This window comes from Clostridioides sp. ES-S-0005-03 (assembly GCF_020658455.1).
Classification (GTDB): domain Bacteria; phylum Bacillota; class Clostridia; order Peptostreptococcales; family Peptostreptococcaceae; genus Clostridioides.
Genome location: NZ_JACVWI010000002.1, coordinates 341,266 through 355,064, shown reverse-complemented (window position 1 = coordinate 355,064; position 13,799 = coordinate 341,266). Strand labels below are relative to the sequence as shown.

The window sequence follows — 13,799 nt, the reverse complement described above, 5'->3', positions numbered from 1 at the left end:
ATGGAAAATTATTTTGATAAGCAGGCAAAAGAACTCTATATTAAAGCTAGTGAAATTATAAATACTCACTCTATGTTAAAGGCAAATCGTGCTAATGAGAAATTTGAGGTAGATATACCAAAAGATTTTAAAGATGAATTTTTTAGTCTTGTAGATAAAGTTAGCTTAAGCCTTATGGAAGAAAAAGATAATTTTTATGGCTATTTTTTGTTTCAGATGTCAAGGGAGATAAGATTTGATATAAGTAGTCCTACAGGTGTGAATTTTAAAGGAGCTAAATACGTCATATACTTTAATCCAATAATTTTTTTAACTCTCAATATAGAACAGATGGAAAGTACAATAAAGCATGAAATTTATCATATAGTATCTATGCATTTGGTAAGAGCAAAAGAATTAAAAGGAAAGTATAGTACATTAGCCATTAATATGGCAATGGATATAGTAGTAAATAAATATTTGAATAATTTACCACCATATGCTACTACTTTAGAATGGGTAAATCTAAAATACTCTCTAAAGCTAGAGCCATATGAACCTTTTGAGTATTATGTAGAAAAGATTCAAACTGAATTAGATTTGTTAGAAGAAGATGAAGATGGTGAAGAAGATGATAGCGACAAGTATGGAACTATAGAAACTGATTATAGACCAGAAAAAACTCATGATATATGGGAAGAATCCGATGATATAGATGAAAGAACTCTTAGAGAATTTACAGAGAAATTTATTGATAGTTCTCAAAAAGGTAAAATTCCAACACACTTAGAAAACATGATAGCAGCTCTTAAAAATAGTAAAGGCGAATTACCATGGAATTTATATCTTAGTAGGTTAATGGGAACTGTTGAAAACAATAAAAAGAAGACTATAACAAGGAGAAATAGAAGACAGCCTAATCGATTAGATTTAAGAGGAGAACTTAGAAGTCATAAAGCAGAAATAGCCGTTGCTATTGATATAAGTGGAAGTATTAGTGATGAAGAATTTAAACAAGCAATTAAAGAAGTTCTTAATATAGTTAAAAATTATAATCATGAAATTACTATTATAGAGTGTGACAGTGAAATTAGACGTGTATATAAAGCAAAAAATATAAAAGATATAAAAGATAGAGTTAAAATAGGTGGAGGCACAAAATTTACTCCAGTTTTCGAATATGCTAATAATAAAAAGATTAACTTATTAGTTTACTTTACTGATGGTAAAGGTGAAAATAAGCTACAAGTAATACCTAGAGGTTATAAAGTTTTATGGGTTATTTCTGGAAATGGAGATAAACTTTCACTGAGAGAGCATTATGGAGCAGTTAAAAAACTTAGTAAAGTTGAAACAAAAGATGATATATTAGAGATAAACGATATTAGAAATGATGGATACTCAATGAATAGTCAAGCACCAATTTTATAAATATTATAATGGGTATGATTGTTATGATTTGTTCGATTGTTATGGTTTACTTACTATCCAAATTAATGAAAAATACATTGATTAATAGTCAATGTATTTTTTATTATTTAAACAATAAAAGTTTTACTTAGCTTAAACTCTCAAAATATGGTACAATTAGTATATAGTAGATAGTTTTGATGATGTAAATTCAGTTGTCAAAACTATTTTTTGTTAAGGATGGTGAGGTTTTGTGTTTAAGATTGATGATTATATAATGTACGGAATGACAGGTGTTTGTAAAGTTTTGGACATAACAAACGAAAAAATTACAAATGGTGTACAAAAAGAATATTATGTATTAAGTCCCCTTTATTCTAATAATACAATAATAAAAATACCTGTTGATAATAAGAAAGTTCCAATGAGAAAGATACTTTCTGAAGTTACTGTGGCTTCGCTAATAAATGATATACCTAATATGGATACATCATGGATAGATAATGAAAAAATGAGAAGTGAGCAATTTAAAGTGATGCTTAGAAGTGGTAAGTGTGAAGAGTTACTTAAATTAATAAGAAGTATATACTGTAATAAAGAACATATAAAATCTCTTGGTAAAAAATCACATCAAGCAGACGATAATATGATGAAAGAAGCAGAAAGATTATTAAACGAAGAGTTTGCAACTGTTTTGAATATTTCTCCTGATGAAGTTACTTCATATATATCAAGTCATATACCGCAATAAAGTATTTTTTATATTATCTCCTACTTAAAAAGTATAGCATAGTTAAAACTATAAAGAAAAAGAAAATAATATTTAAATATAATTTTACAATAAGTATTTATGAATATTTTATTGCTATTTTTAATTATTTCAGAATATTATTTATTCGCATTGTTTTACTAAAAATTGAATATATAATATTATAGGAATTGTTAAAATGATGTTTATAATATACAATTCTTAAAAAATTAAATTATTATTGAAAATACTTTTTAATCAAGGGGATGATTGAATGGTAAGTTTAATAAGCATGTTGAAAATCTGAAGTAAAATTAATAATATTATAAGAGTATTATCATTTAAAATATATGACAATATAAAATATATTCTAGTGTTAATTGATAAGGTGACTACTATATTAAATAGAAGTCACCTTATTTAATTTTACCTACATCGTAAAAATTTATATTTTATTAAAGTAAAATAGGCTCATTTAAGTTACACATAGTTTTAATTTCTATGTAAAAAATCTTATTTTTAGCTTCATATAAACAAACTTTAACTTAAATTTATCCAGATTATTATTTTTATATTATTGCTAGAATTAAGTATATTACGAAGATGTTTTTAAATATTAACATTAAATTATTTGGAATTATACTAATATAAACATAAGCTATATTTATTATAAATACTACAATTTAGCTATTTATTTAAGAAATAATTATTTTTTATAAATGAAAACATAGATTAGATAAATGCTTCTAGCTTAGAAGAGTACATTATAAATATAATCGACAAAATAAGACTAAATATATCTTTATAATTTGAATTGATATATTTGCTGTATATTTATAGTGTAACTTGAAAAATTATAGATATACAAAATTTAGAGTATTTCTAAAATAGTAATATATAATAATTACTATAGTTTGTTTTTAATCAAACTTTTTTATTTTAATTAAGTAGATATTAAGTTAACAGATAAAAAATAATGGATTTTAAAGAATTTAAATTTATTAAAAAAGTATTTACTACTTTTATTGTATTTATTTAACAATTTCATTGATTGTGTATTTAGAATAATTATGATTAGGTGTAAATTTAGAATTTATAAGTTTAAGAAATAAAGTTATATCTTAAAGGTGAAGTATCTCTACTATTCTAAAAATTAATGAAATTTATTAAATTAATCAAAAAAATAACAATCATTTAAAAGTTAAAAATAGTTAATTAAAATTGATTAGAATATCCTTTTTTTTAATTTTATCATTGATAATATTTCTTAAATAATAAATGTTATTTGGTGAAGTATAGTCTAAATAATATAAGTTGCATATCAAAAACCTATCTAATAAATAATATGAATACATAGAACAACAAAATTTCATATCTAAAAAACTATTTTGAGGCTTAGTTTAACTTATATTTCCAAACAAAAAAATTATATAATATACTTGACAAGTATAATTTGATTTATTCTAATTATTTACTGTCGATTATTCGATTTTTTTCTTATTTTTTTGTTGCATATAAGTATGTGTTTATGGTACGATTTACATGGTGAAATAAATAAAGGGAGGTGAAAAATAAATATTCGTGAAAAAGTTTTCAAATTGAGGTATTTTATGGTTAATAAATTATAATAGTATCACCTCAATTAATAATGTCAAAGCGAATATCTAGGTAATCACTTTAAAACAACAGTTTTTATATTTAGGTTCACAGAATTAATGTGTATGTTTAATAAGAAATAAATTTAATCTGTGAAGAGATAGTAGTTTATTTATTTAAGTTGACAAGTAATTGAATGAAGTATTTAGAAATTTTTCAAAAAAATAAAGACAGTATTTATTTGTATAAATACATGTTGCTTTATTCAAAACTCCTTTAAAAAGGCAATAGTAAGGTGATTACACCGTTTGCCACAAAAGGAGGAATTTAGTTTGTAAAATACTATCAAGTAAAAAAATAAGAATTGCATATAGTAAAGAGTTTCACATTTAATTAGTAGTAGTTAAATTAGAAAAAATTACTAGAGTGATGAATTTAGAAGTTAGATATAAAATTATCCATTGTGTTATGGCAATATTGTATTTAAGCTAAATAATAATTAATGAACTAATAATTTATAGTTTGGTTTTTTGTGGTGTCAATTTATAAAGATAACAGGTTATAAATATACCTGAAAATAATGCATTTATATAATTTAAATTTATAGCTATATTATTTTGAATTTATTGACAATAAAGATGTTAATCTTTATTCCATGAAAACATCTAGATTCTACAAATAAAAACGCAATTATCTTAATAATTATTACGAATTGTTTTACAAAACAATATCACCATATCTTTCATTGAAAGAAAGAGTCTGGATAAAACGTAGAAAATATAAAAATACAATTAAGAAAGGATTTAAACTTATGAGCACAACAGTAAATAAAAAGGGTAAATTCCCTATGGGATTTTATATATGCTCAACAACTTTCTCGTTTGAAAGAGCAGCATATTATTCTTCAAAGTTTTTAATTTATATATTCCTTACAACAGCTGTAATTCATGGTGGGCTTGGAATAGATAAAGGACAAGCAGCTATAATGCAAGCTAATCTTGTTGCATTCACATATTTTGCACCAATAATTGGGGGATTTATATCAGATAGATGGATAGGAGCTAGATATACTATACCTATAGGTATGCTTATCATGGGGGTAGGATACTATCTTGGTTCTATTGCAACTACAGTTTCTATGGTAAATGCAATGATAATTCTAGTTTCAATTGGTACTGCATTCTTTAAAGGAAATGTATCAGCAGTAAATGGACAACTTTTTGATAATCAAGAAGAACTTGATACAGCATTCTCAGTACAATATTCTTTTGTTAATATAGGTTCTTTTATTGGAACAACAGCAGTTGGTATACTTTATCTTAAGACATTTGCAAAAAATGGAGTACTTGGTTTCTCTCAATGTTTCTTCATAGCAGCTGTTCTTTGTGTAATTGGTGCAATATGGTTCACATATGGATGGAGATTCCTTGGAAATGCAGGAAAGAGACCATTTAAAGAAGGGGTAGTAGCTGAAAAGATTGAAGAAAAAGACAAGACTCCTCTTACAAGTAGAGATAAGAAGAGAATTTGGGCTATTATACTTATCTCATTCTTCTCTGTAATTTTCTGGGTATTCTGGTATCTAACTTATCTTGCAGTTTATGATTATGGTGCAGCCTTTGTAAACATGACTATTGGAGGGTTTGAAGTTCCTCTTGCTTGGTTTGACTCATTAAATGCACTTGTATGTATTGTACTAGGTCCAGTTCTTGGAGCATTATGGTTTAAACTTGCTAGTAGACCACAAGGTGATATAAGTTTATTTAAAAAGACAGGTCTTGGATTAATATTCTTAGGTCTTGCATTCTTAATGCTTGTTGGAGCAGAAGTTACAAGAGGTGTTGGAGCTCCTGAAACTGCTAAAGCTAGTATAATATGGATAATTATGTTTGGTATACTTCTAAGTTTTGGAGAAATGTTATTCTCACCACTTGGGAACTCTTTCGTAAGTAAGTATGCTCCTAAAAAACTTCTAGGTGTTCTTATGGGAGTTTGGACAGTTGCTACTTTTATAGCTGGTCAAGGATATGGATATATATATGCATTTACTCTTAAATTTGATATGATTAAAGTATATACTATAATTCCAGTGATACTATTTGTTGCAGCTATATTATTATTCTTATTTGACAAGACATTAAGTAAACTTGTTGAGGAAGATAACTAATCAATAAACAACTATTATACTAACGAGATTAATTTAGTATGGTTATATTGTATTAGATTGATATAAAGCTAATTGGTAATAATCATAAAGTATTACTTTTTAACACGATATATGGTGAAATAAGTTTATTAAATAAAATATATAAATAAAAATACTAGTCAATTAAGACTAGTATTTTTATTTATTGTTAAATCAGATAAAGAATTAATACACAATTTCTCCACTTAAAATAGTATAGGCACTTCCTCCAATTTTTACAGAAGTGATATCATTGTTTTCTTTAGATATATTTACATATACCTTTCCAGGTCTATTTATAAAGTTTCCTTCTTCACCAATAAAGTCAGTTTTATCTAAAATATTGTGTTGTACTATATAAGATGATACACAAGCATTGCCAGTTCCACATACAGGGTCTTCTGTGACTCCAACATATGGAGCTATAGATCTTAAATGATAGTCACAATTTTTATCTATAGTTTCTATACAAAATGGAGTTATTCCAATTAGATTATTATCAGCACTAAATTCTTTTATTTTATTTAAGTCTGGAGAAATATTTTCTAAATCATCTAGAGACTTTAATCCAAAAACAAGCCACCAAATTCCTGTATTTACTTTCATAATTGGATATTCAAGAAGTCTATCTTCTTTTACACCTATCATTTGTGCAATCTCTTTTTTATAGCTATTTAGATTTTCGAATTTAGGAGGATTTTGTTCCATCATAAATATGTTTTCATTATCTATTTTCTTAAGTTCTACAGATAGTACACCAGCTTTTGTCTCTTGATAAAAGATATTCTTATTAGTATTAAGTTTTCTTTCTTCTAAAAGAGCATGGAATGTTCCTATTGTAGCATGACCACACAAGTCAACTTCTAAGCCAGGTGTGAAAAATTGAACCTTGAAATCTGCTACATCAGATTCTGAAACAAATGCAGTTTCTGATAAATTCATTTCCTTTGCTATATTCTGTTTGATTTCATCAGAAATATTGGACGCATCTGTGACTACACCAGCAGGATTTCCTCCAAAAGGTATTGTTGTAAATGCATCAACTTGTTTGATTTTAACTTTATTCATCTTTAAGACCCCATTTTATTTTTTGTGAAATATAAATTTCATGTTTTATGTATTGATTTCCAATATATAAAATATTAGAATTTTTTGTCCAAATTGAAATAGCTTCATTACCTTCAGATAAATTTCCTGTTAATATTTCAGAATCATCTACAATTAAAAGAATACCTTTATAAAGTTTTTTGTTTTTAAGTGTAGTTTCATTACCTCCATGGATATGAATATTGCTTAGACCTTCTATCTTTTTATCTTCCAAAAGTAGTATTTCAACATTAACATTTTTTTTAGAAGCAGTTAAAAGCTCATCTTTTAGGTCAAGAATTTCTTCATGAGAACAAGAAATTATAATTTCTTGTTTGGCGTTATTTATCATTTCGATTGCTTTTTTTAATATATTTTTAGAACTTTTTATGTTTAAAACATATTCTATACTTTTTCCTTTATTTAATACCTGTAAGTTGTTTTCTAGTTTGTCCATAGAATTATTGAATTCTTCTTTTTTACTTTTTAGTAATTCATTAGGGTTTATAGGTACATATTTTATAGGGTCAGTTTCAATATTGATAATTATATTATTGTTAAGTAATTTTGTTATATTTTCGTAGACTTTTGATTGTGGTACACCTGATAATTTACTTATTTCATAACCAGTTAGAGGGTTTTCCTTTAGTAATGATATGTAGATTTGTGATTCATATTTGGTAAATCCTATGTTTTGTAGTTCGTTAACTATAGTATCCATATATAAACTCCTTTAACAAAAGTATAATAACTACCTTAGTAGGTACTAATATTATTTTATAATCTATATATATAATTGTCAATCATACAAAGCAAAAAATTAAGTTATAAATTAGAAAAGTTTTTTAGTGTATTTTTGAAATGAAGCTCAAATTTAGTTAACATATATATAAAGTTTACAGATTTCTATAATTACTACATAAGTAACTATTGAATTTTCATAAATAAGTTTAATTAATGTTTGATTATGATGATAATCTTAAGAGTGTTAAAAATAGATGGTTACAAAAAAGTGACTAATTGAACTAGTATATAAGTCGTAGTATATTAATATCAAGAAAACAATAAAATAATAAAGGAGATATATATTATGGCAAAAATAATAAATAACAATGAATTTATAAATGAAGTAAATAACAAAGATGGATTAGTAGTGGTGGATTTCTTTGCTACATGGTGTGGACCTTGTAAAATGTTATCACCAGTATACGAGGCTTTAGGAAACGAAATGTCTGAAAAAGCAAATTTCTTAAAAGTAGATATAGACCAAAGTATGGAATTAGCCCAAAAGTTTGAAATTTCTACAGTACCAACTGTAATAATATTTAAAGATGGTAAACCTATAGATAGATTAATAGGGTTTATACCTAAAGATAATTTGAAAAATAAAATTGAATCATATATATAACTAATTTCGATTATTTATAAGATTTATTTATGTAGTTACAAATAAGTGCCTAATTGTCAGTGATATTGGCTATTGATATTATATTTATATAAAAGAAAAAAGAAAGGTTACTAGAAAATAGGTGAGATTATGAGATACGACATTGCAATAATAGGAAGCGGACCAGCAGGACAAGGTCAAACTGCTGTATCTAGTGCAATTTCACATTTAGATAAACAGAAAATAAAAAAATCTGTACTTGTTGATACTTATTAAGTAAAAGTAAATAGTAGTACTAGTGGTTATAACTATAAGTTTATATTTATAATATAGTTAATAAATTTTTACATATATTTGAAATTATTATAAGTATTTATTGTTGTTTTATACAATATTGAAAGAAGTATTTAAAGTTAATAAAATAGAAATTACAGGTATTATTTATTTAATACACTCCTAACACCAAAAGAAATTATTTCAAAATAAAGATTTGACTACGGAAAAAAGTGGACTTTATCAGATGAGTCCACTTTTTTTGTAAAGTGTTGAATAGTCTATATGTAAATAAAAAGGGTATCTCATTTATAATTTAAGAATATTGTAAGACATACCCTTTTTAATTGTGCAATAAAATTGTCTTTTTAGCTATTACTTATCTATTACTAAAAAGGAATAAAAAAATTTTATTTAAAAGCCAAATTTTTAATAGCATATAAATAATTCTCTTTCGTATTTTTAAATTTAATAAACTCAAGTTTTAGTTATGAGCTTGTTTAATATAGGTTATGTTCTTGTAAAGAATTTTGTTAATTAATTCTTATTAATCTCTATTTTGGAATTATTAAATATGATGGACAAGTTAATAGTTATATTGGTAGGGATATTAAATAGAATAGTAATTAAGCATAAATTTGACAAGTATGAATATTTGAATAATAATAAGGTTAGATTTTATATAAGAATTAAATAATTATAATATAATTAACATTCAATAAACATTAATTATATATAATGATTAAGTTGATATTTTATTTAGGAGATGATTATATGAGAGTATTAATAATAGAAGATAATAAAGAGCTTTCTTATAATATGAAGATAGGGCTGGAAAATGAAGGATTAGTAGTAGATATAGCAAATTGCGGATTAGATGGAGAAGAGAAAGCATTTATAAATGACTATGATGCTATATTATTAGATTTAAATTTACCAGATAGAGATGGAATAGAGATATTAGAATTTTTTAGAAGTAATAATCTAAATACTCCTATAATAATTGTAACAGCAAGAGATGGAGTAAATGAATTGGCAAAAGGTCTTGATTTGGGAGCTGATGATTATATAGTAAAGCCATTTCAAATTATAGAATTGAGAGCTAGGATACAAGCAGTTATAAGAAGATTTTATGGTAGGACAAATTCAAATATAGAGGCAGGTCCTCTTACAATAAGTCCATCATCTAGAAAAGTGTATGTGTATAACAAAGAAGTAAACTTAGGAACTAAAGAATTTGATATAGCAGAATATATTGCAAGTAGATATCCAGATATTGTATCAAGTATAGATATATCAGAACATGTTTATGATGAATACTTTGACCCATTATCATCTGTATTAAGGGTGCATATAGCTAGATTAAAAAAGAAATTAAGAGAAGTTGCAGGAAAAGAGATAATAATAACTACTAGAGGGATAGGATATTCTATATGCAAGGATTAAAAGATAAAAAAACTATAGTTTTAATTTTATATTCTGTTATAGTCTTTATAATTTTTACAGTAGGTTTGAAATATATTATAAATATATCTAATACAAGTAAAGAATTAATAGCTAATGATTCAAATTCATATTATGGAACGAATATAGATAATACTTATAACACTATGGAAGATAAGACTTTAGATAAAAGATTAAGTTTTGATTATAATACTGTACTTAATAGTAACTTTAATATAATTATAATGTTATTTTTTGCCTTTACAGTAACCTCTAACTTTATCCTTTTATCAATATTGAATAGACTAGAGTTTAAAGAAAGAATGGAGATATTAAATAATATAAATAATATAGAAGATGAAGACGAAGTGTTGAGTATAGACCCTATTATGTCTAAAGTATATAAAGATTTAAAAGATAAATTTGATTCTCATATTGAAGATTATAAAAGATTAAATTCATATTTATCTCATGAACAAAAAAATGCCATAGCAATACTTAGAACAAGCTTAGAATTAAGCGGAAATGAAGAACTATTGAATACTCTCAATAAAGTTGCAAATAATGTAGAAGATGTACTTGCAATAAGTGATACAAAAAATAATGAAGATATGTATGAAGTTGACATAGCTTTAATATGTGCACAAGTATGTGACCACTATTCTAAAGTATATGCTAATTTAAGTTTTGATTTTGATGAAGATGAAAATATGAGTATCTATGGGAAAGAAAAGTGGATTTATAGAGGTGTATCCAATCTTTTAGACAATGCAATAAAATATGGTGAAGGTAAAGATATATGTGTAAATGTGAAAAATCAAAAAGGTAGTGTTATTGTATCAGTAAGAGATAATGGCATTGGAATGAGCAAACAGAGTATGAAAAAAATATTTTACGATAGATATAGAATAAATGAATTAAATAAAGATGGATATGGTATAGGTCTTAGTTTAGTAAAACATGTATGTAACTTATGTAATGGATTTATATGGGTAGAAAGTGAAGAAGGTAAAGGGTCAATTTTTTATTTAGTATTTAAAGAATATAAAGAATAAATTAAGATAGATATAATAACTCTAAGACACTATTGAATTGGTAAGAGGAGATGTGAAGTGTATATTTTAAATAATGCAATCAAAAACTTACTTAGAAATAAATTGTGTAATTCATTTAGTACAGTTGTTATATTATTGATGGTCTTAGCAATATTAATTTCCTCAATAATAAATTCAAACGTTAATGTGATAAAGGCGAATTATGAGAAAAAATTTGAATCAGAAGTTCAAATTAAGCTTGATGCTAAAAAGATTGTTCAAAGTGATTCAGGAGAATCTCTAATAAAATATAGTAACTTGAGTGTAAATGATTATTTAAATTTTGCAAAGTCAAAATATGTAAAAAAAGTATCTTTTATTGGAAATATCACAGCACACTTTGATAATAAAAAATATAATTCTAATGATGACAGACAAATCTTATATGATGATATGAGGGCTGAAAATTGCGGGATTATGGGATATACAGAAAAGAATGAAAGTCTTAAGCACTATAATCTGGAAAAGGTAAAAGGGCGATTATTTCAAAAAGATAATGAATGTATGGTAAGCGAAGAATTTATTGATATTAATAAGTTGAAAATTGGAGACACGATATCTCTATTAAGTGATTATAGTACTAATACAAAACTGAATTTAAAAATAGTAGGAACATATAAGAAAAAAGATAATAAGAATGTTAACGATATAGAAATAGCTCAAGATGAAAGTATATATGATAATATATTAACTACGTATAATACTTTAGTAGAATTTGAAAAGAAGATTGAATCAGAAAATTCAATAATTTATACAAATGCTAGATTTTTATTGATAGACTCTAATAGTAGAAAAGATTTTGAGAAAGAGGTAAGAGATAAAGGTCTAAGTGACATTTATAAAGTTACTATAGATGAGTTTGCGTACAGTAAATTAATAACTCCAATGCAACATTTGTCTAATATAGCTTTTACAGTTACGCTTGGAATATTAATATTAGGTTCGATATTATTGATGATAAATTCTATAATATCAATAAAAAAAATAAAGTATTACATTAGTGTGTTAATATTAACTGGAATGCCTAAATTTAAGATAGTTCAGAGTTTCATATGTGAAAGTATTATGATAACTTTAGTATGCCTTATACTTGGAGGAGGAATTGTAAGTATATCAGCTTCAAAACTATCAAATTATGTTTTTGAATATCAAAATCAATATAATGTAATACATAATGTTGATTTACTGAATAATAGAGAATATAAAAATATAGATATAAATAGTGATGATATCAAACAAGAAATAAAAAGTTTAAGAGATAAATTGATTCCAAATCTGATATTTAAGATAATTATTGTAGCGATAATATTGATATTATTAACTAACATAGTGGCCATATATAGTACAATTGTATATAAACCAATACAGATAATTTATGATAGAAATTAGGTGATGTAGATTGGTAATACTAGAACTGATAGATGTTAATTACAAGTATGAGGGAAGTAATAAATATGTATTAAAAGATGTAAGTGCCAAATTTGAAACTGGAAAAATGTATGTTGCTATAGGAAAGCCTCGGGCAGGAAAGAGTACTTTGTTATCTATAATATCAGGTCTTGATGATTATACTGATGGAAGTATTATTTACAAGGGTAAGGATTTAAGAGATATAAATAAGGATATGTATAGAAATAAAGATGTAGGAGTCATATTTAAAGATTATAACTTATTAAATAATGAAACTATTTTGGAGAATATGTTTTTACCAATGAGAATTAGTGAAAATAAGAAAAAGAATAAGAGGGAAATAGCATGTAAAATTCTACAAAAGGTAGGAATTGATAGAGAAAAAGTACTGGATAGAGTAGAAAACTTATCTTATTATGATAAACAAAAAGTGTGTATTGCTAAGTCATTATCTAATAATCCTGACTTAATAGTATGTGATGATATTATAGAAAGCACGGATGATAAAAGTGAAGAAAGTCTAATAAATGTGTTTTACAATTTGGCACATAAAGATAATAAATGTGTGATAATAGCAACAAGTTCAGAGGAAGTTGCTTTATTTGCGGATGAGATATGGGGAATAAATAATGGAAAATTAATGTTTATAAAAAGTAAAGAAAAGAATATGGATTAAACTTTAAAGAAGTTGTTTCAGTTTAGATTGAAATTATATGAAAAATATTTAAATTACACGAAAATGAGCTACAGTTGAGGGGAACTGTAGCTCATTCTATTTTGGGGGAGATAGGTTGAACTTATTGGTTATCCGTATCATATTTTTAGTATAGTCACTTATTTTAGATTATATACATTTTTTTATAAATTTTACATAAAATGTTAAATGTTATAATTGCTTAGATATTATTAGAAGTGATAAAGTTATAATTAAAGAAAATTAATGAAAAAATGTATTATAAATAATTGGAAAATATTATATAAGGTATTAAAATATTAATGTATTTACAGCAATTTAGGAAAAAATACGAAACCTATTCATAAATATAAAATAAAAATACAATTTAAAAAATATTTTATAAAAATTTCATATAAAGAATATTTTATATTAATCTGATTTTTAGGTATATCTATTTAAAAAAACTTATAATACAATATAATCTGAATTTCAATAAATACTGAATAAATGCA

Annotated in this window: 11 protein-coding genes; 9 read left to right on the top strand and 2 right to left on the bottom strand. The window is 24.8% G+C overall.

The window, feature by feature from the left end; all coding sequences use genetic code 11:
- The 3 genes from IC218_RS10675 (at position 1) to IC218_RS10665 (ending at position 5,900) form a co-directional block, all read left to right on the top strand.
- Positions 1–1,410, top strand: a complete 1,410-nt coding sequence (locus tag IC218_RS10675) for a VWA-like domain-containing protein (RefSeq protein ID WP_227824385.1) — start codon at positions 1–3, stop codon at positions 1,408–1,410.
- Between the two features lie 232 nt (positions 1,411–1,642).
- Entirely contained in the window at positions 1,643–2,140 is a 498-nt protein-coding gene (locus IC218_RS10670; RefSeq protein ID WP_227433891.1) for a CarD family transcriptional regulator, read from the top strand.
- A gap of 2,404 nt (positions 2,141–4,544) precedes the next feature.
- Positions 4,545–5,900 (top strand): peptide MFS transporter, encoded by a 1,356-nt coding sequence (locus IC218_RS10665; protein WP_227824384.1) that lies wholly within the window; start codon positions 4,545–4,547, stop codon positions 5,898–5,900.
- Between the two features lie 204 nt (positions 5,901–6,104).
- On the opposite strand, the gene IC218_RS10660 is transcribed toward IC218_RS10665, so the two are convergent.
- Entirely contained in the window at positions 6,105–6,986 is an 882-nt protein-coding gene (locus tag IC218_RS10660) for a PhzF family phenazine biosynthesis protein (protein ID WP_227481982.1), read from the bottom strand.
- Positions 6,979–7,725: a TrmB family transcriptional regulator gene (locus tag IC218_RS10655; protein WP_227824383.1), complete on the bottom strand. Its 747-nt coding sequence runs from the start codon at positions 7,723–7,725 to the stop codon at positions 6,979–6,981. Before IC218_RS10655 ends, IC218_RS10660 begins: the two co-directional genes overlap by 8 nt.
- Before the next feature lie 369 nt (positions 7,726–8,094).
- On the opposite strand from IC218_RS10655, the gene trxA reads away from it, so the two are divergent.
- The 6 genes from trxA (at position 8,095) to IC218_RS10630 (ending at position 13,287) form a co-directional block, all read left to right on the top strand.
- Positions 8,095–8,412 (top strand): thioredoxin, encoded by a 318-nt coding sequence (gene trxA / locus IC218_RS10650; protein ID WP_227824382.1) that lies wholly within the window; start codon positions 8,095–8,097, stop codon positions 8,410–8,412.
- Between the two features lie 129 nt (positions 8,413–8,541).
- On the top strand, positions 8,542–8,667 hold the full coding sequence (locus IC218_RS21900; RefSeq protein WP_255606358.1) for a hypothetical protein: 126 nt from the start codon (positions 8,542–8,544) through the stop codon (positions 8,665–8,667).
- 771 nt (positions 8,668–9,438) lie between these two features.
- Positions 9,439–10,110 (top strand): response regulator transcription factor, encoded by a 672-nt coding sequence (locus IC218_RS10645; protein ID WP_227433896.1) that lies wholly within the window; start codon positions 9,439–9,441, stop codon positions 10,108–10,110.
- Complete coding sequence (locus IC218_RS10640; RefSeq protein ID WP_227433897.1) at positions 10,098–11,162, top strand: sensor histidine kinase; 1,065 nt, start codon at positions 10,098–10,100, stop codon at positions 11,160–11,162. The genes IC218_RS10645 and IC218_RS10640 overlap by 13 nt, the downstream gene beginning before the upstream one ends.
- A 57-nt stretch (positions 11,163–11,219) precedes the next feature.
- The gene (locus IC218_RS10635) at positions 11,220–12,590 is read left to right on the top strand and encodes an FtsX-like permease family protein (protein ID WP_227824381.1); all 1,371 of its coding nucleotides are present in this window, start codon (positions 11,220–11,222) and stop codon (positions 12,588–12,590) included.
- A gap of 10 nt (positions 12,591–12,600) precedes the next feature.
- Positions 12,601–13,287, top strand: coding sequence for an ATP-binding cassette domain-containing protein (locus tag IC218_RS10630; RefSeq protein ID WP_227824380.1), 687 nt, complete (start codon positions 12,601–12,603; stop codon positions 13,285–13,287).
- Positions 13,288–13,799: the final 512 nt, after the last annotated feature.

What these genes read in the sequence shown, in the direction of transcription:
- IC218_RS10655 (WP_227824383.1), bottom strand. Translation starts at nt 7,725, where the DNA reads ATGGATACTATAGTTAACGAACTACAAAACATAGGATTTACCAAATAT.
- IC218_RS10660 (WP_227481982.1), bottom strand. Translation starts at nt 6,986, where the DNA reads ATGAATAAAGTTAAAATCAAACAAGTTGATGCATTTACAACAATACCT.
- IC218_RS10665 (WP_227824384.1), top strand. Translation starts at nt 4,545, where the DNA reads ATGAGCACAACAGTAAATAAAAAGGGTAAATTCCCTATGGGATTTTAT.
- IC218_RS10675 (WP_227824385.1), top strand. Translation starts at nt 1, where the DNA reads ATGGAAAATTATTTTGATAAGCAGGCAAAAGAACTCTATATTAAAGCT.
- trxA (WP_227824382.1), top strand. Translation starts at nt 8,095, where the DNA reads ATGGCAAAAATAATAAATAACAATGAATTTATAAATGAAGTAAATAAC.
- IC218_RS10645 (WP_227433896.1), top strand. Translation starts at nt 9,439, where the DNA reads ATGAGAGTATTAATAATAGAAGATAATAAAGAGCTTTCTTATAATATG.
- IC218_RS10640 (WP_227433897.1), top strand. Translation starts at nt 10,098, where the DNA reads ATGCAAGGATTAAAAGATAAAAAAACTATAGTTTTAATTTTATATTCT.
- IC218_RS21900 (WP_255606358.1), top strand. Translation starts at nt 8,542, where the DNA reads ATGAGATACGACATTGCAATAATAGGAAGCGGACCAGCAGGACAAGGT.